20 protein-coding genes are annotated in these 23,103 nt (G+C 63.1%); 12 read left to right on the forward strand and 8 right to left on the reverse strand.

The annotated features are described in order from the left end of the window. Positions 1 to 59: 59 nt before the first annotated feature. The 6 genes from K3555_RS24620 (at position 60) to K3555_RS24645 (ending at position 6,942) form a co-directional block, all read left to right on the forward strand. Complete coding sequence (locus K3555_RS24620) at positions 60 to 1,292, forward strand: TRAP transporter substrate-binding protein (RefSeq protein ID WP_259993328.1); 1,233 nt, start codon at positions 60 to 62, stop codon at positions 1,290 to 1,292. A gap of 97 nt (positions 1,293 to 1,389) precedes the next feature. After that, entirely contained in the window at positions 1,390 to 2,058 is a 669-nt protein-coding gene (locus K3555_RS24625; protein ID WP_260009390.1) for a TRAP transporter small permease, read from the forward strand. Beyond that, positions 2,058 to 3,416 (forward strand): TRAP transporter large permease, encoded by a 1,359-nt coding sequence (locus K3555_RS24630; RefSeq protein WP_260009391.1) that lies wholly within the window; start codon positions 2,058 to 2,060, stop codon positions 3,414 to 3,416. The genes K3555_RS24625 and K3555_RS24630 overlap by 1 nt, the downstream gene beginning before the upstream one ends. Positions 3,417 to 3,429: 13 nt before the next feature. After that, entirely contained in the window at positions 3,430 to 4,203 is a 774-nt protein-coding gene (locus tag K3555_RS24635) for an IclR family transcriptional regulator (RefSeq protein ID WP_260009392.1), read from the forward strand. A 332-nt stretch (positions 4,204 to 4,535) separates the two neighbouring features. Further along, entirely contained in the window at positions 4,536 to 5,432 is an 897-nt protein-coding gene (locus K3555_RS24640) for a phosphate/phosphite/phosphonate ABC transporter substrate-binding protein (RefSeq protein WP_259993323.1), read from the forward strand. Between the two features lies 1 nt (position 5,433). Then, positions 5,434 to 6,942 carry an ATP-binding protein gene (locus tag K3555_RS24645; RefSeq protein WP_260009393.1) on the forward strand — a complete coding sequence of 503 codons (1,509 nt, stop codon included), beginning with the start codon at positions 5,434 to 5,436 and terminating at the stop codon, positions 6,940 to 6,942. Positions 6,943 to 7,000: 58 nt separating this feature from the next. Here the strand turns inward: K3555_RS24645 and repC are convergent, their stop codons facing one another. From repC to K3555_RS24665, 4 genes are all read right to left on the reverse strand, one after another. Continuing rightward, positions 7,001 to 8,251 carry a plasmid replication protein RepC gene (gene repC / locus K3555_RS24650; RefSeq protein ID WP_260009394.1) on the reverse strand — a complete coding sequence of 417 codons (1,251 nt, stop codon included), beginning with the start codon at positions 8,249 to 8,251 and terminating at the stop codon, positions 7,001 to 7,003. Positions 8,252 to 8,424: 173 nt separating this feature from the next. After that, positions 8,425 to 9,441 carry a plasmid partitioning protein RepB gene (gene repB, locus K3555_RS24655; protein ID WP_260009395.1) on the reverse strand — a complete coding sequence of 339 codons (1,017 nt, stop codon included), beginning with the start codon at positions 9,439 to 9,441 and terminating at the stop codon, positions 8,425 to 8,427. Next, positions 9,438 to 10,649 carry a plasmid partitioning protein RepA gene (repA, locus tag K3555_RS24660; RefSeq protein WP_260009396.1) on the reverse strand — a complete coding sequence of 404 codons (1,212 nt, stop codon included), beginning with the start codon at positions 10,647 to 10,649 and terminating at the stop codon, positions 9,438 to 9,440. Before repA ends, repB begins: the two co-directional genes overlap by 4 nt. 231 nt (positions 10,650 to 10,880) lie before the next feature. Next, positions 10,881 to 12,269 carry an O-antigen ligase gene (locus K3555_RS24665; protein WP_260009397.1) on the reverse strand — a complete coding sequence of 463 codons (1,389 nt, stop codon included), beginning with the start codon at positions 12,267 to 12,269 and terminating at the stop codon, positions 10,881 to 10,883. 443 nt (positions 12,270 to 12,712) lie between these two features. On the opposite strand from K3555_RS24665, the gene K3555_RS24670 reads away from it, so the two are divergent. The 6 genes from K3555_RS24670 to K3555_RS24695 all read left to right on the forward strand — a co-directional run bounded on the left by K3555_RS24670 (position 12,713) and on the right by K3555_RS24695 (position 19,210). Beyond that, positions 12,713 to 13,825, forward strand: coding sequence for a polysaccharide biosynthesis/export family protein (locus tag K3555_RS24670; RefSeq protein WP_260009398.1), 1,113 nt, complete (start codon positions 12,713 to 12,715; stop codon positions 13,823 to 13,825). A 14-nt stretch (positions 13,826 to 13,839) separates the two neighbouring features. Continuing rightward, positions 13,840 to 14,601, forward strand: coding sequence for a metallophosphoesterase family protein (locus K3555_RS24675; protein ID WP_260009399.1), 762 nt, complete (start codon positions 13,840 to 13,842; stop codon positions 14,599 to 14,601). A 171-nt stretch (positions 14,602 to 14,772) separates the two neighbouring features. Next, complete coding sequence (locus tag K3555_RS24680) at positions 14,773 to 15,519, forward strand: hypothetical protein (protein ID WP_260009400.1); 747 nt, start codon at positions 14,773 to 14,775, stop codon at positions 15,517 to 15,519. A 71-nt stretch (positions 15,520 to 15,590) separates the two neighbouring features. Further along, a complete protein-coding gene (locus tag K3555_RS24685; protein ID WP_260009401.1) occupies positions 15,591 to 17,906 on the forward strand; it encodes a Wzz/FepE/Etk N-terminal domain-containing protein in 2,316 nt (771 codons plus the stop codon). After that, positions 17,896 to 18,399, forward strand: a complete 504-nt coding sequence (locus K3555_RS24690; RefSeq protein ID WP_260009402.1) for a hypothetical protein — start codon at positions 17,896 to 17,898, stop codon at positions 18,397 to 18,399. The genes K3555_RS24685 and K3555_RS24690 overlap by 11 nt, the downstream gene beginning before the upstream one ends. Before the next feature lie 145 nt (positions 18,400 to 18,544). Further along, positions 18,545 to 19,210 carry a sugar transferase gene (locus K3555_RS24695; protein WP_260009404.1) on the forward strand — a complete coding sequence of 222 codons (666 nt, stop codon included), beginning with the start codon at positions 18,545 to 18,547 and terminating at the stop codon, positions 19,208 to 19,210. A 30-nt stretch (positions 19,211 to 19,240) separates the two neighbouring features. On the opposite strand, the gene K3555_RS24700 is transcribed toward K3555_RS24695, so the two are convergent. From K3555_RS24700 to rfbB, 4 genes are all read right to left on the reverse strand, one after another. Continuing rightward, entirely contained in the window at positions 19,241 to 19,924 is a 684-nt protein-coding gene (locus K3555_RS24700; protein WP_260009406.1) for a transglutaminase-like cysteine peptidase, read from the reverse strand. A gap of 231 nt (positions 19,925 to 20,155) precedes the next feature. Continuing rightward, the gene (rfbA, locus tag K3555_RS24705) at positions 20,156 to 21,046 is read right to left on the reverse strand and encodes a glucose-1-phosphate thymidylyltransferase RfbA (protein WP_260009407.1); all 891 of its coding nucleotides are present in this window, start codon (positions 21,044 to 21,046) and stop codon (positions 20,156 to 20,158) included. Next, positions 21,043 to 21,894: a dTDP-4-dehydrorhamnose reductase gene (rfbD, locus tag K3555_RS24710; RefSeq protein ID WP_260009408.1), complete on the reverse strand. Its 852-nt coding sequence runs from the start codon at positions 21,892 to 21,894 to the stop codon at positions 21,043 to 21,045. The genes rfbA and rfbD overlap by 4 nt, the downstream gene beginning before the upstream one ends. A gap of 134 nt (positions 21,895 to 22,028) precedes the next feature. Then, complete coding sequence (gene rfbB / locus K3555_RS24715; RefSeq protein WP_260009410.1) at positions 22,029 to 23,081, reverse strand: dTDP-glucose 4,6-dehydratase; 1,053 nt, start codon at positions 23,079 to 23,081, stop codon at positions 22,029 to 22,031. Between the last annotated feature and the right edge of the window lie 22 nt (positions 23,082 to 23,103).

The following is a 23,103-nucleotide window of genomic DNA, read 5'->3' on the forward strand; positions in this document are numbered from 1 at the left end:
AATATACTAGCTATTTTTGATACCAAACGTCTCAATAATTGATCTTAGGGAGGAAAATTATGGGGGTCACCGATAAACTGAACCGCATATCGCGGCGGGATCTGTTCAAGGTTGCAGGCACTTACGGGATGAGCTCGACCCTGCTGGCGGCCGGCAGTTTTGGCGGCGCGATGAGCCTGGCGAATCTCGCATCAGCCGCAGAATCGACTTACGAGCGGCGCTTTTCCAAGCCCGCCAAACACACGCTGAAATTCGGCGCCTCGGGTTTTAACGCCCGCAACCTGCTGATCGAACGGGCTGGCGCGCTGGAGTTCGCCCGCGACCTTGAATCCCGCACCGATGGCGAAATCCGCATTGAATTCATCGGCGACAACCAGATCTGCGGCCAGCTGAGCTGTGTGGAGAAAACCCAGCAGGGCATCGTTGATATCTACGCTGCCTCCACCCAGAACTCGGCCGGCGGCGCGCCCTATCTGAACGTGCTGGACTATGCCTTCATGTTCCCCGGCCGCGCCTCGCAGTATCATTTCCTGTACCACCCCAAGAGCCAGGAAATCCTGCGCGACCCGCTGGAAAAACGCCACGGGCTGAAATTCCTGTTCAGCCACTGTGAACTCCGCGGCATTCAGCTGGGCCTGAAATACAAGGACGCGCCGACCATTACCAAGCTGGAGCAGCTGTTTGGCACCAAGAACCGCGTCACCGGCACCCAGCTGGGCCGCATCGCCATGAAGGCGCTGAACCTGAACCCGGTCCCCGTCGCCTGGGAGGAAACCCTGGACGGGCTGAAACAGGGCCTGATCGACGGCGCCGAAACCTGGGCCTCGGCGGTGGCCTATGCCAACATGTCGCCGGTGGTTTCGCAGTCGGTTGACCTCAAATTCTTCTGCGGCACCGAGCACACCTCAATGTCGGCCAAGGTCTTTGACAGTCTCGAAGGCTACCTGCAGGACGCGGTACTGGAGAGCGCCTATTGGGCGCAGGCCCATGTGCAGGCCGCGAATGAGGCCGCCCTGGTCAAAACCGTTGGTTTCTCGGACCCGCAGCTGCCGGGCACCATGTTTGTGGAAAACGACGTGCGCCCCGCCTTCCTGCCCGACAGCGAAATCCGCATGGCCGAGGAAATGTGCTCGCCCGAGTTCCAGCCGCAGCTGTGGGAGCAATGGCGCGATCGTCTGAACGGCTGGGCCGGTGGCATCGACACCTATCAGGAAATCTACAACATCGCGCGCGAAGTCGACAAAGACATGAAGCCCGAAAACGTGGAACCCCGCCGCTGGTGGAAAGGCTGACCGCAGCCAAGGCTGAAACAACGGGGTCCGGCGCCGCAAGACGCGCCGGGGCCTGCCCCTCCGGAACGGGAGACCGGGGGCTTGATGGGAGGAATAAATGACGCTCTGGTCTGATATCAGCGCGATTTTCAGCGCATTTGCATCGCAAGACAGCTGGGAAATCCGCAACGCCCTGCAAAGCAACGCCGCCTGGGTGCTTGGCACCCTTGCGGCGGCCCTTGGCGGGGTGCTGGTGATGCTGGTCTACCGGCTGGTGCCGCTGCTGGACCGCCACCTGGAACGCACCATCATGGTGTGGAGCTATCTGGCCATTGCCTTCATCATCTTCTGGGGCGTGATCGACCGCTTTGTGTTCAAGAACCAGCAGCCCTGGTCCACCACCATCCCGCCCCTGCTGTTCATGGTGATGGCCTGGTTCGGAGCCGCCTTCAACGTCCGCCTCCGCACCCATCTCAGCTTCAATGAGTTCCGCACCATCATGCCCCGCTGGGCGCAGCTGGGCTGTCTGACCTTGGATGCGGTGCTGTGGTTCGGCTTTGCCGTCATTGTCTTTGTCACCACCAGCCGGATGACGGCGCTGTCGGCGTCGAACTTCCAGATCGTGCTGGGCACCGACAGCGTGCTGCAATGGTGGTTCCTGATCGCCGCGCCGCTGGCCTTTATCCTGATGATCGGCCGGGTGTTTGAAAACCTCGCCGATGACATCCGCAACTTCCGCAGCGGCGCGCCGCTGATCAAACAGGCCGTGATCGGAGGAGACGTGTAATGGACACCGGAACCTGGGTCACGCTGATCTCGCTTGGGGTCACCTTTCTGTTCATGCTCGGCGTGCCGGTGCTGCTGGTGATCGGCTATTGGGTCATCGGCTGCTCCTTTGTGCTGGGGCTGACGCTCGACAATATGGGCGCCGAGCTGCTGAACGTCTTCAACAAGGGCTTTGCCCTCTTGGCGATGCCGCTGTTCATCCTCACCGGCGACCTGATCAACCAGTCCGGCATTGCCCGGCGCCTGTCTGATTTCGCCTATGCCTGCCTCGGCTGGATGCGCGGCGGTCTGGCAATGGCCTCGCTGGGCGCCTGCGGGCTGTTTGCCGCGATATCAGGCTCTAACTCGGCCACAACGGCCACTATCGGTTCCATGCTGCACCCGGAAATGGTCAAAGGCGGCTATGACGAGCGCTTCTCGGCCGCCACCGCCGCCGCAGGCGGCACCGTGGGTATCATTATCCCGCCCTCGATCATCTTCATCGTCTACGGTTTCCTGATGAACCTGCCGATCTCGGACCTGTTTGTGGCCGGCATCCTGCCCGGTGCAATGATGGTTGTCGGCATGCAATTCGCCTGCTGGATCATCTGCCGCCGCAACGGCTGGGGCTTCCTGATCCCGCTGCAGCTGAACCGGGTGCTGAAAACCGCCTTTGGCGCCTGGCTCGGCTTCTTTGCCATCGGACTGGTGCTCTGGGGCATCTACACCGGCAAGTTCTCCCCCACCGAGGCCGCAGGCGTCACCGTCGGTTTCTGCGTCATCGCAGGTGTGCTGTCCTGGGTGGCGACCAAACTCACCGGCGCCGGCAGCGGCAAATCATGGGAAGAGAAATCCTATGCCGAGATGCTGGTGGTCGAAGGCTTCACCATCCCGCAGATCCCCTCAATCGTGGTGCGCTCGGCGCAGATCACCGGCATTCTGGCGCCGCTGATCGCAATCTCGGTGGTGATGCAGCAGATCCTGTCGCTGCTGGGCGCCCAGCAGACCATCGGCGATTTTGTCACCTCGATGGGCGGCTACCATGCGGTGCTGTTCACCTCGATGGTGATTGTGTTCTTCTCCGGCATGGTGCTGGAAAGCCTGCCGGTCACCATCATCCTTGCCCCGATCCTGGCCCCCATCGCGGCCTCTGTCGGGGTTGATCCGATCCATTTCTCGGTGATCTTCCTGGTCGGCGCCTCCATCGGCTTCATCACCCCGCCCTACGGCCTCAACCTCTATGTCGCATCCGGCGTCACCGGTGTTCCGTATTTCCGCCTGCTTCGCTATACAGTCCCTTACCTTGCAGCCCTGATCGGGGTCTGGGTGCTGGTCTCGCTGGTGCCCGGTTTCGCGCTGGTGCTGCTGCCGGGTAAGTAAGGATAAGGCAGCGATGGCAGACGACGGGTCCGAAAACAAACCGGGGCAGATCCCCACCAACCTGCGCCTGCTGGTGCTGCTGGAGGAGATCGCCCGCCGCGGCACCGCCGTCAAACCGGCCGAGATGATCGAGGCGATGGGCCTGCCCAAGCCCACCGTGCACCGGCTGATGCAAACCGCCGAGGGTGAAGGTTTTTTGCAGCGCGACCTTGACGGGCGCGCCTATGGTCCCGGCCCCCGCCTGCGCCGGATGGCGCTGGATACCATGTCATCCGAACATCTGCGCACCGCCCGGCTCAGCATCCTGAAAGGCGTGGCAGAGGAGCTGGGCGAAACCTGCAACCTCGCCACCCCCGACCGCGAAGGCATGATTTACCTCGACCGGGTGGAAACCAAATGGCCGCTGCGCATCCAGCTGCCGATCGGCACCCAGGTGCCGTTCCACTGCACCGCCAGCGGCAAGATGTATCTGTCATCGCTGAAGCCCAGTACCCTGCAGGCCGTCCTGCACGCCCGCCCGCTGCAGGCGGTGACCGGGCAAAGCTGCACCGATCCGGATGCCCTCAGCACTGAATTGGCCGCCATCCGCAGCCGCGGCTATTCGACCGACGCCGAGGAGTTCATCTCCGGCATGGTTGCCGTCGCCGTGCCGGTGCGGGACGCGCACAGCCGGCTGCTGGCCACGCTGTCGGTGCACGCCCCGGTGCAGCGCCGCAGCCTGCAGGATCTGACAGATTTCCTGCCCGCCCTGCAACAGGCCGCAGCTAGCCTGTCTAATCTGGCCTAGGCGCCCTGCCTGTCCCGCCGGCGCAACCGTTTCCCCGTTTCCTGTGGCTCCGGCTGATTTGAACGGCGGGCAGCTGGCGGCCCGATTCCGGCGCCGCCCGCCCTGCCCTCGTTTCTGCCCCGGTCCTTGCCCCCGCCCCGGCCCTTGCCCCGGCCTGTCCGCGCGCCGCCGCTGCCAGTGCGATCAGCGCCGCAGCCGCCTGGATTTGGAAAAATCCCCTGCAGGCAGCGGCCGCAGACAAGTTAAAAATCGACCTTTTACCTTTTTGTACGCAATTTGTGCGGTAAAGAAGCACTCATCAGTCGCGCTGTTTTTCAAGAATGAGGCCAGCCATGCATTTCAAAAAACCGGTATATCTGCTCTGCCTGTGCCTTGGCCTGTTGACCGGCCAGACCGCCGCTGCCCGGATGCTGGTGATCGGCACCATCAGCGACGAGCCGGTCAAGGAAACCCGCGCCTTCCTGCCGTTTGCCCGGCACCTTGCAGCGCAGCTGCAGGATCAGGGCATCACCGGCGCCAGTGTGACAATTGCTCGGGACATCAGCGATATGTCCGAACTCCTGCGCACAGGTGCCGTCGACATCTACATTGACAGCCCGCTGGTATCGCTGGCGGTCCGTGCTGAATGCGGCAGCCGCCTGCTGGCCCGCCGGTGGAAAAAGGGAACCGCCCAATACCAATCCGTTATCTTTGCCCGCCGGGACAGCGGCATCCGGTCGCTCAAAGACCTCAAGGGCAAGGTTGTCGCCTTTGAGGAACCGTTTTCCTCCAGTGGCTACATCCTGCCGCGGCTCGCCATCGGGGACCGGATCGCCCCGCTGACCGCCCTCCCCGATCCACGGGCCGCGCGCCCGGCCAGCGGCGCCGCCTATGTCTTTTCCGGCGACGATGGAAATACCATCGAATGGGTACTGCGCGGGCTGGTGGATGCCGGTGCCATGTCATTGCAGGGCCTGAAAATGCAGGCAGGCGGCGATTTTGACGATCTTTCAATCATTCTGGAAACCAAAGCCATCCCGCGCCATGTCGTCAGCGTTCCACCTGATGCCTCCGCCGCATTTTCCCGGGCACTGCTGGCTGTGCTGACAGGCATGGATCAATCCGCAGCAGGCCGCAGCGCTTTGCTGAGCTTTGAAGAAACCAGCAAATTCGATCCCATACCCGCACCCACCCTGAACCTGCTGAAGCAATTCCAGACTCCGGTTGCGCTTCTCATCGGCGGGGGCTGATTTGCTTGGATCCAGCCTCAGAACCAAACTGGTGGTCTACACTGTTCTGATCGTACTGGCGGTAGCCGGCGCAATTGCCGCGATCTCGGTCACACTTGCACACCGGACTTCAGCCGAAGCCTATGAACAGCATGTGACCGATCTGGCCAAAACTCTGGGCGAAGCCGTTCTTGAACCTCTTTATGAGTTAGATATCAAACGGTTACGTCAACAAACCGGGGCTGCTTTAGCCAGCGAAGGTGCCATGCGCGCCTTGATCCTGGATGCTGGCACCCGGGTGCTGACAGATGGCACCGACGACAATCTTTTGCGTGGCCAGCGGTTTGCAGATCCGCTTCTGCGCACCGTTGTCGATCACAAACAGTGGATCGTCATGACAGACGGCAGCCGGATCAGGGTGGCGGGTCCGGTTCTGGCAACAGCAGACACCCGGCTTGGCTATGTGGTGCTTGAGTTCTCCACCGCCCGTCTGGACCAGGAATGGATGGCCCATGTCAGCCGGATCCTGCTGCTGTCCGGATTTTGCGCGCTTTTTGCATCACTTGCCGCCATCATCATGGCCAATCGGATCACCCGGCCGGTCAAACGCCTGACGGTCTTTGCCGACAGCATACGCCAAGGCAGCCGCCCCCAAGACGTCCCTGATTGCGGCCGGGACGAAATCGGCCGTTTGGCACTGGCCTTTGCCGAGGTGCTGACCCATCTCGACCGCAGCAATGCAGATTTAACGGAACTTACAGCCTCGCTTGAGGCAAAGGTAAAAGAACGAACCCGCGAGGCTGAGGCCGGGAACAAGGCCAAATCCGAATTTCTCGCCACCATGAGCCACGAGATCAGAACCCCGATGAACGGCGTTTTGGGAATGGCGTCATTGCTGGAGGAAACGGACTTGGACGAGGACCAGGCGCTGTATGCACAGACCATTTCGGAATCCGGTGAAGCCTTGCTGGAAATCATCAATGAAATACTCGATTTCTCTAAGATCGAGTCCGGCAAGCTGGAGCTCAGAAGCCAGCCGGTTGATATTCGCGACCTGCTTTCGGGTGTTGTCCGGATGCTGGAACCCAAAGCCGCAGAAAGCCGAGTGGCCTTGCGGCTGGAGTATGAACCGGATTTTCCCTCTGCCATTATGGGCGACGAGGGCCGGATTCGGCAGATCATCGTCAACCTGGTTGGCAACGCGGTGAAATTCACTGAGAACGGGGCCGTGACAGTCAAAGTCACCGGAACTAAAATGGCCTTACAGACCCGGTTTAACATCGCGGTCGAAGACACCGGAATCGGTATACCCAAAGACAAGCTGGCCAGCGTCTTCAACGCGTTTTCCCAGGTCAACAGTTCCGCAACCCGGGATTTCGGCGGGACCGGGCTGGGGCTGGGCATTGCCTCCCGTTTGGCACATCTGATGGGCGGCGGAATTGATGTGCGTTCCGAACCCGGAAAAGGCTCCACGTTTACATTCAGCTGTACATTCTCCACGGCCAGGGATTTTGTTTCCGGGTCGAGTTAAAGCCCGTCTCCGAAACGTCTTCAGAGCAGACAATTGAGGAGTTCACAGCTGTGAACTTTTAAGCGGTTTCGCGGCGGGTCAGTGCCATGATCATCGGGCTGCTGGTAAAATGCCCTGCCGCTGCCTTGGTGCTGAGGTGCCGCAGATATCCGCCGGGAGAACGGATATCGCCGAAACGCTCCAGCATTGCTGCAATCACCACGGAGGCTTCGGCGGCTCCCATGGCGGTTTTGGCTTCTTCCCAGACGGCGGTTGAAACCCCCATCATCGGGCGAACGGTGTCTGCGGCGCGCAAAAGGTCGGTCCAGTGGCGGATGGCGCCATCGGCATAGCTTTGGATTTCGCCGCAGGCGGCGAGGATCAGGCGAAGCGGCAGGCTTGGGCCGCTGGGGGCAGGGGCCTTTGGCGGTTGGGGAGGTGTTTCACGGTGCGCTGGCCTTTCTGCTGAAGGTTTCTCAGCATACCCGGGTTCGTCTTTCGGTTCCGTATTTGCTGCGTGCGCTGAGTTAACGGCCTGTTCAGATTCAAATGAGTCTTTCTTTGAACTCTGATAGTGGTGCTCAATTTGGGCGTCACTGGTGCTCAGTTTCTTTGCAAATACAGGCTCTAAATGCACTTTCAGGTCACTGAGAGCTGTGCCCAGCTGGTCCCGGATCTGCTCCACTTCGCCGAGATCAAGCTTGCGCCGCAGGCTGCGGGCGGTGAGCAGGGCGAGGTCCTGATACTGGTCCCATATGCTGAGATCAGGCCTTTCGGCGGCGCCGCAGAGGGCGAGGTTCAACAGGTCGCGGCGCATCAGGCTGACGGTCTCGCGCAGCTGTTTGATGCGGGCCTGTTCCGCGCGGCCGGCCTCTGCCGCCGCAGAGAATTCCGCGTAGCGCAGGGCCAGCGGGGAGAGGTCGAAGCCATAGGCAACACGGTCGCCCTGATTGCGGCGCACGTAGCGTTTGCCGTTGGGGCTGTCGCGGCGGATCAGGATGCCGGCCTGCACCAGCTTGGCCATGTGGCGGCGCATGGTCGAATTGGGCATGCCGTTCAGGCGTTCGCAGATCACCCGGTTGGACGGGTGCACAACCGGGGTGCCGGGCTGCGGGTCGATCATCTTGCCGGGCAGGAAGCTGAGAAGTGCCTGCAGTACCGACACATCACGGTCGCTGAGACCGTAGAGCTTGCGGGCGGCGGCCAGTTCGCGCAGCACGTCCCATTTGCTGACAGCGCTGGTCAAAGCAGCCTGTTCGGCGGCAGCCTGCTGTTTCACCAGCACAGCATCCACCGTTCGCCCAAAAGGCGTGAGGGGCATATATCCCATGTGTTCATCACGAAAGACAAAAAAAGAGCGGCCCGCGAATCACATTGGACTTGCGGAAAACGGCTGCTGCCACTAACTTGAAGGTGCTAGAAACAAGTAGGTCTCGTGGAGCTTCGTCTTTGCGGGGCCTTCTTTTTTGGTCTGCTCTGTGCCTCCTAAGTTATTGTTATTTATTAACCTTCCGACCGATTTTGCCAACGGTCGTGAAGTTCTTGGATCAGGGTCTGGGCCTCGGCCTCGAACCAGTCGGCAAAATCGCCGCTGGCCAGTTCCAGGTTCACGCCCTTGGCGGAACGGCGCAGGGTTGCGCTGCGTTTGCCGCCGATTGTCAGTTTCTGCGCTGCCGGCGCGGGTTTGGCCGGTGGTTTGGCGGCCTGCGGGGCAGGCGCGGGGACCGCGGCCTTGAACACCGCCTCAAACGCCATCACCGAAGGGTCGGCGGGAGCGCTGTTTGTGCCATCGTCAGTCACCGCGGATATGGCAAAGTCGGTGTAGACCCGCTCGGCTGTTTGGGCCAGCGCGTTGCGGTCAGCCCCGGTTTCGTCAATCGCCCGGGCCAGCGCATCCCAGCGGGGGCGGCCGATGCCCTGGGCCGGGCCGATGGCGCGGGCAAGACCGGGGGTGATGGCCTCGGCAATGGCGATGGCCATGGAGACGGAGGATTTGGTGACGGTCAGAACCTCAGCCACCTGCGACTGGTTGCCAAAGCCGTTTTCGACCAGTTCCAGGGCAAACAGCGCCTTTTCAATGAATGTGAGGTCGCGGCGGGCCATGTTTTCGGAAATCTGCGCCCGCACGGCGGCGTCATCATCGAGATTGGCCACCAGTGCGCGCACTTTGGCGACCTTATCCGACGAGCGGATCGCCTCCAGCCGGCGGCGGCCGTAGACCAGCAGATAGCGGTCCGGTTCCGACGGGTGGCGGCGCACCAGGACCGGCACGGTCTGGCCGTTGGTTTCAATCGCGTCGCGCAGGTCGATGATGTCTTCGGGATCAAGCCGGTCGGTGATCCGCGTGTCTTCGATCTGATGCGGCTCCAGATCCCAGACCCGGTGCGAATCCACCGCATCGCGGGCCGAGCGCAGAGCGCGGTTGCTGGTCATCATCGAAGACGCCGGGGCAGGGGAGGGCGCCCCGGCAGCGGCGAGGCTGTCGAGCATCGACAGGCGGGATTTTTTGCTGCTGGTCATTTGCGCCCCCATGTTTCCTGAATGAGCTGGCTGATTTCGTCGTTGACCGCGTTCAGGCTTTCGACGGCGCGGTCATAGGTCGAGCGGGTGAAAGCGCTGCGTTCGACCTCGTACAGGGTCTGTTTGGTGAGGCCTGCGTCGGAGATTGCAGTGGATTTCAGCATCTGCGCGTTCAGCACCTTTTCGCCGTACATGGTGCGCAGGAAGGCAACGATGCGGTTCTGCGGCGCGTCCGAGGGTTCGTAGCGGGTGAGCAGGTAGCGCATCCAGTCGTGCGACATATCGGCGCCGGACTGGGCGATGACGTCCATCAGGTCGGCGGTCATGCGCAGGAATTGCGACATCGACATCACGTCGAGCATTTCCGGGTGGATCGTCACCAAGACGCCGGTGGCGGCAGAGAGCGCCGACATGGTGAGAAAGCCCAGCTGCGGCGGGCAGTCGATGACCACCACGTCATAGTCGGAATCGACCTGTGTCAGCGCCTCTTTGACCCGGAAGAAGAACAATCCGGCATTGCCCTGGGCCAGGGCGCGGGGGGTGTCGTGCTCAAACTCCATCAGTTCGAGGTTGCCGGGGATCAGGTCGAGATTCGGAATATAGGTCTTGCGGATCACCGAGCTGATCGGCGCCGGGTCATCGTAACGGATGGCATCAAACAGGGTGCCGCCGTCCTTGAGGTCGAACTCAGGCTGCACACCGTGCAATGCGGTCAGCGAGGCCTGCGGATCCAGGTCGATGGCCAGCACCCGGTAACCCTTGAGCGCCAGGCGCTGCGCCAGATGGGCGGAAGTGGTGGTTTTGCCGGAGCCGCCCTTGAAATTCATCACGCCGATGATCTGCATATGGTCGGTGTAGCCTGCGCCGTCCTCAGGACCGGTGCGGCGCCCGGGCAGGTAGTCACCGGGTTTGCGGGCGGTTTTCTCCAGCAGCACCCGCAGCGCCTGGATATCCTCGGCGGTGTACTGGCGGCGGTTGCCGGCGGTCAGTTCGGGCGAGGGGCCCTTGCCGTCAAGATGCAGCTTGCGCAGGTAGGAATCATTGACGCCAAGCAGGGCCGCGGCCTCGCCCGAGGTGAATTTGCGCATGGATTTGGTGGCATTCGGGGGGAACAGGCTCTCGCGCTGCGCATGCAGCTGGGCGGCGATCCATTCGGAATGCTGGCGGATGACCGCGTTGAGATCCTCGGGGGTGTATGTATGATCCATCTGCCCTATGTGCCTGCTGTGCGCTGCCGCTCTGCCGTTTTAATCCGCGCCTGTCCCCGTGTTTTCAGGTGGGGCCGTGTTCACGGAATTTGGCGTTTGCCGCCGCTTTTCCGTGACTATTGGCCAAAGCGCGGGATTCGCGCAAGTGTTTTCTATATCTGGCGGGGCAGGGGGCATGAACCGCAAGGCATTGCGGGCAGGCGTAGAATCCCTTGTGCGGGGATGACGGGATCACTGGCGAAGCGGGGTTTCCAGCAGCGAGATTGCGCAGCCGGCACCCAGCAGGGCGGCGCAGTAATAGGCGATGCCCGGTATTTGCAGCGGGAAATCCACCAGTGAATGGGTTGAGACAAAGGCCAGTGCGCCCAGGGTCAGCACCGGTATGGCGCGCAAGGAAGTCCGCAGCTGCAGGCCGGTGAGGCAGGTTTTCAGAATCAGCCCGAAACCGCCCGCCAGCAGCAGCAGGGCAGCAGGCAGGCCGAACCCCAGGGTGAGTTCAAGATAGGAGTTATGGGCCCGGTGCCAGCTGCCTTCGGTGCCGAGGCAGACCGGATCCCGGTAGCCGGGGAAGACATCCACGAAGGTGCCAAAGCCGGTGCCGGTCCACAGATTGTCCCGGATCGCGGCCAGTGTGGCGGCCCAGGCGCACCAGCGCGGATCGCCGGAGGTGCCGCCAAGCCGCGAGAACACCGGCTCGCCGAACAGGACCAGCAGCAGGCATCCGCCGCCCAGCACCAGCAGTGCCCGGCGGGTGCGCCCGTTGCGGTGCGCTTGGGCTGAGACAATGGCCAGGCACAGCACCAGCAGCGGCAGGCTGAGCAGGGCGCCGGCCCGCGACCGGGTTGCGATGATGGCAATCAGCACCGCAAACAGCAGCAGCCAAAGCGCGGGCTGCACAAGACCGGTGCGGGCAGGGGAGGGGGCCGGGCCGGCATGATGCCCGGTCCGCGGCAGCCGGGGCGCAGGTTTCAGGATCTGCAGGGTGCCGGCCAGGGCAAATGCGGTGAGACCAAAAAATGAGGCGGCAACGTTGCGGTTCACAAACACGCCGGAAAAGCTGCCGTAGCTGACCGGGTAGCTGGTAAAGACCTGAGCCTGGGAAAAAAACACCTCAAACACCATGGATATGAGCACAATGGCGGCCCCGGTCAGCGACAGCGCAACCCAGACGCGTTTGGCGGAGCGGGGGGATTGGCACAGCAGCAGGGTGCAAAGAAACACCAGCCCCGGCAGGATCAGCGCCGGCAGCGCTGCCAGGGTGCGCAGCGGGCTGACCGAGAGATAACCTGCGTTGAGGTCCAGCGCGGTGGCGGTCTGCTGCCAGACCGGGTGGGTAAGGGGGCCGATCGGCAGCGGGACCACTTGCAACCCGCCCCAAAGCGCTGCCAGGGTCAGGATCAGCGCGGTGGATCGCACCAGCCGGCGGAGGCCGGCGGAGGTGGTTCTGACCGGCAGGCAGAACAAGGCCAGCAGGGCGGCCAGGCACCCAGTGGCCTGCGCATAGGGCGGCGAAACGGAGCCGTTGAACAGGGCGGCCAGGAACAGGGTTGCCGTCAGGCCGGCACGGCAGAGATCCCGGTAACGGTGTGAAGGAAGCGCAAGGGGTGGTCTATGCAGCACGTTTGTTCCGCCCAGAGTTTCGTTCAGAGTTTCCCCCGGTGTATTGCCCAGAGTTTCCCCCGGTCAGCCGGCAGTTGGATCAGCCTGTGATACCGGACCGGCAGGAGGGTTGCCGCCGGGCAGCTGCCTGACAGGGCGGCTTTCACGGAGAGTGCGGATTCCGGCAGATCGCATGGAGAACCTTTGAAGAATACAGTGGTTTTGATTTCAATTCATTACCGGATCAAATTCCCGTATTTGGATTATACAACCTGATCCGCAAAGGGATCATAAAATTTTATTAGAACTCTTTTTTTTCGGCAATTTCTGCTAGAAAGGCCATTGAGGCGGTATGTTTCAGCCTGCGCAAAACGCTTTGGACGAGTGGAATTGAAAACCCGATGATTTGCAAACGATCCCTTGGTCTTCTGTTTGTGCTGCTTCTTGCGGGTGCGTGCAGTTTTTTGCCCCGCAACGGCCCGGATGAGACCGCGATCCTGGAAAAATCCGCCAGCCATCTGCAGGCCGATGATGCAACCCTGGGCTATAATTATGTGGTTGTTGATGTGAACCGCGAGGTGATCCCGTTTGTCACCAAGGACGACAGCAGTTCGTTTGCGACCTTTGGCGCCAGCAGCGCCGAGGTGCCAAGCATCCGGCTGGGCGCGGGCGACGTTATTCAGATCACCATTTTCGAGGACCAGTCCGGCGGGCTGTTCATCCCCAGGGAGGCCGGGGTGCGGCCGGGCAATTTTGTTACCCTGCCAGCCCAGGAGATCGGCCGCGACGGCATGATCTCGGTGCCGTATGCGGGCAAGATCCGGGCGGCAGGCAACACGCCTTCGGCGGTCGAGGATATTATCGAGCGCCAGCTGGAGGAAAAAGCGATCAACCCGGCGGTGACGATCGAGGTGGTGGAGGCGAACTATCCGCGCGCCTCGGTGATCGGCGAGGTGAAGGAGGCCGGCGTGTTCACCCTGCGCAACAGCGGCGACCGGGTGCTGGATCTGGTGGCGCAGGCGGGCGGTATCACCGGCGAGGATCACGAGACTTTTGTCACCCTGTCGCGGGGACGGCAAAGCGCCAAGATCGCCTATGAGGCGCTGACGGCCAACCCGCGCGAAAACGTTTTTGTGGCGCCGGGGGACAACATCAATATCTCCAGCGAGAGCAAGAAATTCTACGCCTTCGGCGCCACAGGGTCGGTGGGGGAGTTCACGTTCGGCGCGGCGGCGGTGGATCTGAACGGTGCGGTTGCCCAGGCGGTTGGCCTGGACGACAACCAGGCGGACCCGGCGCATGTGTTCATCTACCGCACCGAGCACCGCCATGCGCTGAAGGAGATGGGCGTCGATGTCTCGGGCTTTGAACAGCACGATATTCCAACGGTTTACCGGGCCAATTTCCGCAAGCCTGACAGTTTCTTCATGGCGCGGAATTTCGACGTGCGGGACGGGGATGTGGTTTATGTCTCCAATGCGGATTCTGTGGCGGTCAGCAAATTCTTCGGGCTGGCGACCACCATTTCAGGCGACACTGTGCAGATCGACGGCGATTTGTCGAACCTGTCGAATTAAGGGGCGCAGGTATCATGCAGGGGTTTTTCAGCCGGTTCCGCAACACGGCAAAGAGGCACAAGGCCGCAGAGTTTGCCACCCTGGCCCCGGCAGAGGATTTTGTGGCGGTGGGGGACATTCACGGCTGCTATGATCTGATGGGCCGGCTGCTGGACCGGATTGCGCTGCGGCCGGACTGCGGGCGGCTGGTGTTCCTGGGTGATTACATCGACCGGGGCGAAAACAGCGCCCAGGTGCTGCAGGCGCTGCACGGGCTGCAAGTCAGCGATCCGCAGGCGGTCTGCCTGCGCGGCAACCACGAGGACATGCTGCTGGGGTTTCTGGACGATCCGCTGGGCGAAGGGCCGGGCTGGCTGCGGCATGGCGGCCGCCAGACATTGGCAAGTTTTGGCATCGCCGCGGTGCATGCGGGGATGCCGGAGCTGAACTGGATTGCGGCGCGCGACAGTTTGCAAAACAGGATGGGCGCCGGGCTGATCAGCTGGATCCGCACCCTGCCGGCGTATTGGCGGACCGGCAACGTGGCGGCGGTGCATGCGGGGGCGGACCCCGCCTGTCCGCTGGAGGCGCAGGAGGATTACCATCTGGCCTGGGGGCATGGCAATTTCGGGCGGGTTCCGCGCCAGGACGGGGTGTGGATTGTCCATGGCCACACAATTGCTGAGGAGGTGCGCGCAGAAGGCGGCCGGATCTGCGTGGATACCGGCGCTTTTGCAACCGGAAAGCTGAGTGCGGTTGCGGTGCGCAATGACGGCTTTGAGGTATTGACCGCCTGACTGTCCGGGACAGGCCGGGAAAGGGACAGGAGTGCAATTTATCGGGGAATTGATTAAAAGCGCGCCGATCCATCGGGCTAGGGTAGTTATTTATGCACGCAGTGGGTGCATATTCCAGGTACAGGCGCGCGGGCCCGTCCGCGCCGTGAATTGGGTGTTTGAGGCCATGATATGAGTTTTGCATTTTCTACAAGAGCCCGTCAGGTGCTGGCGGCTGGTTTTGTTGCAGCCTTTGCAGTGTTTGCGCCGCCCGCATCCGGGCAGACGGCGCAAAGCGCGGCGGGGACAGGCGGGGCAGGTGGCGCGGGCCGGGCGGAAACCCCGCCGCCCCGGGCGGAGGCAAGCCCGGCGGCGCTGGCGCTGTTCCTTGCCGATCCGGCGGGGTTTCTAAGCCAAGAGGGCGATCTGGCGGCACTGATCGCCTCAGTCGCCCTGACGGATCCCGGTACCGCGGCCCGGATTGCTGCCCTCGCCTCAGCGGAGGGGGTCAGCGCAGAGCAGGCCGAGGCCATTGGTGCAGGCCTGGCGCAGGCCGCAAGCCGGATGACGGCGGAAGGGAATTTCCAACAGGGTACGGCCATCCTTGTGGCGGTTGCGCAATCTCCCTCTGCCGGGCTGGCGGCGGGGTTCACCGCTGCCTCGGGGGATGTGGAGACGGCGGCCATAAATCCTGCCGCGCCGGGGGCATCCGGCGCCGGGCTTGAGGCGCCGGATGCGGCGGCGGGCGGCGGTGCTGCGGACATCGGCGGCGGTGCTGCGGCTGCAGGCGGCACGCCTGCCACCGGCGGCGGCGTACCGGGCGGCAACTCTGCGGGCGGTGTATCCGGCAGCACTCCGGGCGGCACCCAGGGCGGCGGCAGATCCGGGGGCAGCAGTGCAGGCGGGGTGCCGGGCGGCGCTGTCAGCCCGGCCGGCTAGGTGATGTCCCGGCAACACCTGCGTTTGCGGACAGCTGCTTCGGCCGCCGTTTGCCAGTATTCAGGTGCCAAATGCAGAAGATGACCCATGAACCGATGCGGGTGCCGCAAGTGCCGGACGGCGGCGGGGCGCAGGACGACGGTCTTGACCTGATGCGGATCTTTGCGGTGGCGCGGCGGCGCTGGCCGGTACTGCTGCTGGGGCTGCTGGCCGGGCTGCTGCTGGGGATCGCCTATGCGGCGACGGCAACGCCAGTCTATACCGCCTCGGCCCATATCAGCGTCGGCTCAGCCGATGCTGAAAACGCCCGCGAGCTGTCCGGAGTGTCGGGCGTCCGGCTGGACGAGGATCAGATCACCACAGAAATCCAGGTGCTGCGGTCCGAGCAGATTGCCGCGCGGGTGGTTACGGCGCTGGATCTGGTGCAGAACCCTGCGTTTCTGAGCGAACCCAGGACCGGGCCGGGGCGGGCGGCTGAAGGGGTGAAAGACCTGCTGCGGCTGGCGGCGGCAACGGCTGTATCCTGGGTGCAGGACGAACAGCCCGCCATTCCGCTGACGCCGCAGGAACTGGCGGAAGCCGCCCGGCAGGATGCTGTCAGCCTGCTGCGGGACAATATGTCGGTGCGCCAGGTGCAGCGCAGCCGGGTTCTGCAGATCACTTATACCTCGGTCTCCCCGGCGCTGTCGGCGCGGATCGCCAATGCGGTTGCCAATGCCTATATTGAGGATCAGCTGGCCTCGAAATACGAGGCAACCCAGCGCGCCACCAACTGGCTGAAGGAGCGGTCGGACCAGTTGCGGCTGCAGTCCGGCCTGCTGGACAAGGCGGTCGACAGCTTCCGGCGCGAGAACAATCTGGCGGGGGCAGGCGGCGATCTGTCGTCGGATATTGAGCTGGAGCTGCTGAACAAGCAGGTGGCGGATCTGCGGGCGGAACTGCTGGCGCTGCAGGCCCGCAGCAACCGGCTGAATGAGATTGTCGCGCAGAATGACACCTCGGCCTTTGTCAGTTCAACCGCGAGCCAGTCGATCACCGCAAACTTGCGCAGCCAGTATCTGGAGACCCTGCGGGACTTCAACTATCTGCGCAGCAGCCTGGGCGCGGATCACGCGCAGACCCGGCGGCGCCAGCGCGAGCTGATCCAGCTGGAAGGGCTGATGTTCGAAGAGATCAAACGCTCGGAGGTGGTGGCCCGCAACGATGTGCATGAAGCCCGCGAACGGCTGGCCAGCCTGGAGGCCGCGCAGACGGTTGCCGCCGAACAGCTGGGGGCGGACAACACAACGCTGGTGGAGCTGCGCGAGATGGAGCGCAATGCCGGGACCGTGCGCAGCCTGTATACCAGTTTCCTGCAGCGCTATCAGCAATCGCTGCAAGAGCAGAGCTTTCCGGTGTCGGACGCGCGGATCCTGAACCCGGCGCGGGTGCCAGAATACCCGAGTTCGCCGCAGCTGGCCAAGATCACGGCCCTGGCCGGCATTCTGGGAGTGCTGCTGGCAGCGGGCTGGAGCGCTGTGCGGGAGGCGGTGGACACCAGGCTGCGCACAGAAGATCAGATCAGAGATATCCTTGGGCTGGAGTTCCTGGGCGGGCTGGAGAAGATTGCGCCGCCGCAGCACCCGCCGGAGGCGGCGGATCTGCAGCTTGGCAGGCGGGAGGTGCGGTTTCCCGCCATCATGCGCTATGGCGCGGACAAGCCTCTGTCGGGCTTTGCCGAGACGCTGCGCACCGGCAGGATGAGCCTGACGCTGAAGGCGCCGCAGCGCGGTGCCAGCCAGATCATCGGTGTTGTGTCCTGTTTCCCCGGCGAAGGCAAAACAACCACCGCTGCCAATTTCGCGGCCTTGCTGGCGGCGCAGGGCGCCTCGGTCATGCTGATCGACGGCGATTTGCGCAATCCGGGCCTGACCCGGTCGCTGGCGGGCAATATTGAACAGGGCCTGGCGGATGTGCTGCTGGACGGGGCGGATTGGCAGGACGTGCTGTGCATTGAGCAGGCGACCGGCGCCCATATCCTGCCGAACCGGCCGGGCCGGGCGGTGCATACCGGCGAGCTGCTGGGCGGCCCGGCGATGGAACATCTTCTGAGCGCTTGTGCGGCGGTTTATGACTGCGTGATCCTTGATCTGCCGCCGTTGGGGCCGGTGGTCGATGCGCGCGCGGTTCTGCACAATCTGGACGGGCTGTTTTTTGTTGCCAAATGGGGCGCCGCCGATGTGAACCACGCCGCCGCGATCCTGGGCAGCGACCCGCGGCTGCGCGGCAAGTGCTATGGCGCCTTTCTGAATATGTTCGACGCGAAAAAAGCCGCTGCTTATGGCAGTTGCGAGGGGTCGTCTTATGGCTGCGGGAGGGGCTACGGCGGCTATTACAATGACAGCTAAAGCCCTGCTTCTGGCGTTGGCGGCCCTGTGCGCAGGGCTGCAATGGCAGGCTCTGCGCAGCCATCTGAACCACCGGGCGCATCACCGCCTGGCCGCAGAGGCCGGGGCAGGGCGGCTGGAGACGGCGGACAGCGGACTGGTGGCGGCGCTGCTGGCCGCGCCAGCCGGTGCGGCAGCGCTGTTTGATCCGCATCTGCACCGCAGCAGGGCGGTTTTGCATCTATATGCGGCGGATCTGATAGCGGCGGCAAACGGCCTGGACCCGCTGCGGCCCGTACCGGACCCGGAGACAGTTGCGGCCCGGGCAGCCGCCCTGCGCCAGCTTGAGGCAGCGCTGGCCCGGCAGCCGCTTGACGGGGATCTTTGGTTGCGCCTGGCTGTGACGGGACGGGCGCTTGGCCTGCCGGAGCGGCAGCTGGAAACCTATTTGGAATTCTCAAGACTCTCCACCCCTTACGAAGGCTGGATTCTGCGGCGGCGAAGTTCTTTCTAGCTTAATGCAACTCACGCATGTTTAACTGTGTCGTTTTTTAGAATCAATTGACACAATTTTGACTTAATACATAATTGCCTAATGTTTACCGCTTGATTGCGGCAAAAGGTTAATATTTCTGTTAAACCTTAGGTGATTAAGTTCAATGTTTGACTTTGAAGTCCCAGAACGGGATCTGCCTTATAATTCAGTCCGTCCGCCGCTCCGCAGCACCCTGTCCGGGTTTGTGTTTGCCGGGGTAAAGCGCATGTTTGATCTGGTTGTCAGTTGCGCGATCCTGCTGCCGCTGGCACTGATGTGCGCGGCGGGTCTGCTGCTTCTCAATCCTTTTTGGAACCGGGGGCCGCTGCTTTATTCGCAGCGGCGCATGGGGCGGGGCTGCCGCCCGTTCACCGCCTATAAATTCCGGACAATGCGCCCCGCGCCGGATATCCGCCGCACCGCTGATTGCCCGCTGGAAGAAGAGCGGATCACCCCGCTCGGGCGGTTTCTGCGCCGCGCCCGTTTGGATGAGCTGCCGCAGATAATCAATGTTTTTAAGGGAGAAATGAGCTTGATCGGGCCGCGCCCGGACTATATCGGCCATGCGCGCCGGTTTCTGTCTGATGTGCCCGGATACCAGGAGCGGCACGCGGTGCGCCCCGGCATCAGCGGCTGGGCCCAGGTGGAGCTGGGATATATCGAAGGCGTTGATGCCACCCGGAACAAGGTGCGCGCCGATCTGCATTACATCGCCAATGCGGGCTTTGCCATGGAAGCCCGCATCGTGTGGCGCACCCTCAGCGTGATTGCGCGGCGCGGCGGCGCCTGACGCCTGTGCGGACCCGCGGCAGCGGATGGTTCAGGACAACCCGCCCCCGGCTTGCGGCGCGGCAACCGAATACCAGGTTTTTGGATCTGTTTCCGATTGGATCTTCAGAAACCGGTATCCGGTTTCCCGCCAGGGCCGGATTTCATTTGTGAGATTATCCAGGGCGAAATCCCCGCCGCGAAAACGTGCAATCAATACAGCATGGCCGGTGCCAGCCGGTGTCAGCACCGTTGCCAGCCGGAGCGATGCGGACGGCCAGCCCAGATCCAATAATCTTTTACGCTTTAAAAGTGCATAATCTTCACAATCGCCGCGCACCGCATTCAGCCGCCATTCATCGGTAATTCCCTGCGCGGTGCCGTCCGCTTGCGGGGTGATGTCCCGGTTTACCGCCAGATTGATCGCCACCACCGCGGCCAATTGCGCCTGAGCGGAGCCGGCAGGCTGCGGGCTGCCGCCGCGCACTGCGCATTGACCGGGGTGGCGCAGGCAGAAGCGGGCATGGGCCAGGGGCGGCAGCACTTGCCGGGACACCGGCACCAGGTCGGGGGGGGCCTCTGCAGAAGGCAGCGGCTGAACGGCGGCGGCGGAAGTGGCCAGCGCGGCTGCCATCAGGCCGGCGGCGAGCACCCTATGGATGCCGGGCAGCAGCAGTTGCCGCATGCGGCGGCCAAAGCCCTGCCCGGGGCTGGGTTCCGATTGCCGCTGTGCCATTGCATGCTCCTCGCAGAATAAATCCGGTCGAGGGCAGGTCTATCGGCGCAACCGGGAACAGCTGAGGGGCTGCTGTGGCTAGAAAATGGCTCTTGTTTTCAATTTATTAGGAATTGCTGACAAAGCGTTACCCGCGTGTCCGCAACGCGGAAACCCTGCGCCGCGCAGCGGCGCCGGGCCCAACCGGAAGAGGCTATCTGTGATAGCGGATGACGGACGGGAGCCTGCCGCCTACTTCAGCAGCCCTTCGAGATAGGCGCCATAGGCGTTTTTGGCGAATTTCGCGGCCCGTGCCTTCAGCTGCTCCGCATCAATCCAGCCCTGGCTGTAGGCGATCTCCTCCAAGCAGCCGGTCTGCAGCCCCTGGCGTTCCTGCAGGGTGCGCACGAAATTGCCCGCATCCAGCAGCGAGCCATGGGTGCCGGTATCCAGCCAGGCATAACCGCGGCCCATGGTTTCAACCCGCAACGACCCTTCCTCCAGATACATCTGCAAAAGGTCGGTGATCTCCAGCTCGCCGCGCGGCGACGGCGCGACCTGCCGGGCCCGTTCCGGCGCCGTGCCATCCAGGAAATAGAGACCCGTCACCGCATAGTTCGAGGGCGGCACGGCGGGTTTTTCGATGATCTCGCGGGCGCGGCCCTCATCGTCGAAGCCGACCACGCCATAGCGTTCCGGATCCGCCACGTGGTAGCCGAACACAGTGCCGCCTGCTGTTTGTGCATCGGCGGCGGCCAGCAGGTCCGGCAGACCATGGCCAAAGAAGATATTGTCGCCCAGAACCAGTGCCGAGGGGGCGCCGGCCAGGAAGTCCTCGGCCAGGATAAACGCCTGCGCCAGCCCGTCGGGCGAAGGCTGCACCACATAGGTGAGCGACACCCCCCACTGGCTGCCGTCGCCCAGCAGGCGGGTGAACTGCTCCTGGTCCTGCGGCGTGGTGATCACGCAGATCTCGCGGATGCCCGCCAGCATCAGGACGGACAGCGGGTAGTAGATCATCGGCTTGTCATACAAGGGCAGCAGCTGTTTCGAGACCGCCATGGTGATCGGATAGAGCCGGGTGCCCGAGCCGCCCGCCAGAATGATGCCTTTGCGACCCGCGCCGGGCTTGCCGTCAGTCATGCCAATTCTCCCAAATCTTTCAGAATCTCAGTCAGCCCCATCCGCCAGTCCGGCTGCGGGATGCCGAAAACCGTCTCCAGTGATGTGCAATCGAGACGTGAATTCAAGGGCCGCGCTGCGGGCGTCGGATAAGCAGCGGTGGGGATATCCTCCACTGTGCAATCCACGTTGGCCTGCGCAAAGATCTCGCGTGCGAAACCCGCCCAGCTGGTCTGCGGGGCGCCTGCAAAATGATAGGTGCCGGGCTTGCCCGGATCCGTCATCAGCTGCTGCGCCATCACAAGACAGGCCGCCGCAATATCCCGCGCCGGGGTCGGCGCGCCGGTCTGATCAGCGATAATGGTCAGGTGGTCACGTTCGCGTCCCAGCCGCAGCATGGTCTTGACGAAGTTATTCCCATGCGCCGAGACCACCCAGGAGGTGCGCAATATGGCATATGCGCCGCCCGCCGCGCGCACTGCCTGTTCGCCTGCCAGTTTGGAGCGGCCATAGGCATTCAAAGGCGCGGTGGCATCGCCAGGCTGCCAGGGGGCTTGACCGCTGCCGTCAAAGACGTAGTCGGTGGAGACGGTGACAAAGGGAATGTTCAGATCCGCGCAAGCCTGCGCCATGGCGCCGGGGGCTGCGCCGTTGATCACGGTTGCCAGTGCCTCTTCTTCTTCCGCTTTGTCGACCGCGGTATAGGCCGCGGCATTGATCACGGCCTGCGGCTTTGCCTGCCGGATCGCTCCGGCACAGGCTTCGGGATCCGACAGATCCGCCTGATCGCGGCCCAGGCAGGTGACGTCTCCCTGCGCTGCCAGTTCCCGCGCCAGCTGGCCGGTCCTGCCAAAAACCAGAATGCTCATTCCCGCTCCCTTTGCCTCCCGCGCCCCGCCGCAAGGCGGGATCCTTCTTCATCTGGCCCGAAATATCCCCGTCCCGCTGCCCGGCAGGCGGCTTTGCCGCCGAGAGGGGGGCAGGCTTTCCAGCCGGAAAGCCTTCACTTCCCCGTCCCCAGCCGTTGCCCGACGCCGTCGCGGTTCTGCAGCGCGCGCCACCAGGGCTCATTGTCGAGATACCATTGCACCGTGCGCTCCAGACCTTCCTCGACCGTCACCGACGGCCGCCAGCCGAGCTCGTCGCGGATGCGGCTGGGGTCGATGGCATAGCGCGCATCATGGCCCGGGCGATCCGTGACAAAGGTGATCTGATCCTTGTAGGATTTGCCGTCCGCGCGCGGCCGCTTGCCATCCAGGATCGCACAGAGCGTCTGCACCAGCTCCAGGTTCGAGCGCTCATTCTCGCCGCCGATATTGTAGCTGCGGCCCAATGCGCCTTTTTGCACCACCAAGAGGAGGGCGTCGGCGTGATCCTCCACATACAGCCAGTCGCGCACGTTGGAGCCGTCGCCGTAGATCGGCAGCTCTTTGCCCGCCAGCGCATTGAGGATCACCACCGGGATCAGCTTTTCCGGGAAGTGGTAGGGGCCGTAGTTGTTGGAGCAATTGGTCAGCACCACCGGCAGGCCGTAGGTCTCGGCCCAGGCGCGCACCAGATGGTCGCTGGCGGCCTTGGAGGCGGAGTAGGGCGAGCGCGGATCGTAAGATGTGTCTTCGGTGAACATTACCGCGGGGTCCGCAGGCAAGCTGCCGTAGACCTCATCGGTTGAGATATGATGGAAACGGAACCCCTCTGGCTTGCCGGCCGCGGTCCAGTATTTGCGGGCGGCCTCCAGCATCTGATAGGTGCCGGTGATATTGGTTTCGACAAAATCGCCCGGCCCGTCGATCGAACGGTCCACGTGGGATTCCGCCGCCAGATGCATCACCGCGTCCGGCTGGTGGGTTTCAAATACGCGGTCCAGTGCGGCGCGGTCGCGGATGTCGGCCTGTTCAAACGCGTAAAGCGGGCTTTGTGCGGCCCCGGCCACATTCGCCAGGCAGGCGGCATAGGTCAGCGCATCCAGGTTCACCACCTGATGGCCGCGCGCCACCGCCAGCCGCACCACTGCCGAGCCGATAAAGCCGGCCCCGCCGGTCACCAGTATCTTCATGCCGCGCCTCCGGCTGCGAGTA

The sequence above is a fragment of the Leisingera sp. M527 genome, assembly GCF_025141525.1.
Taxonomy (GTDB): Bacteria; Pseudomonadota; Alphaproteobacteria; order Rhodobacterales; family Rhodobacteraceae; genus Leisingera.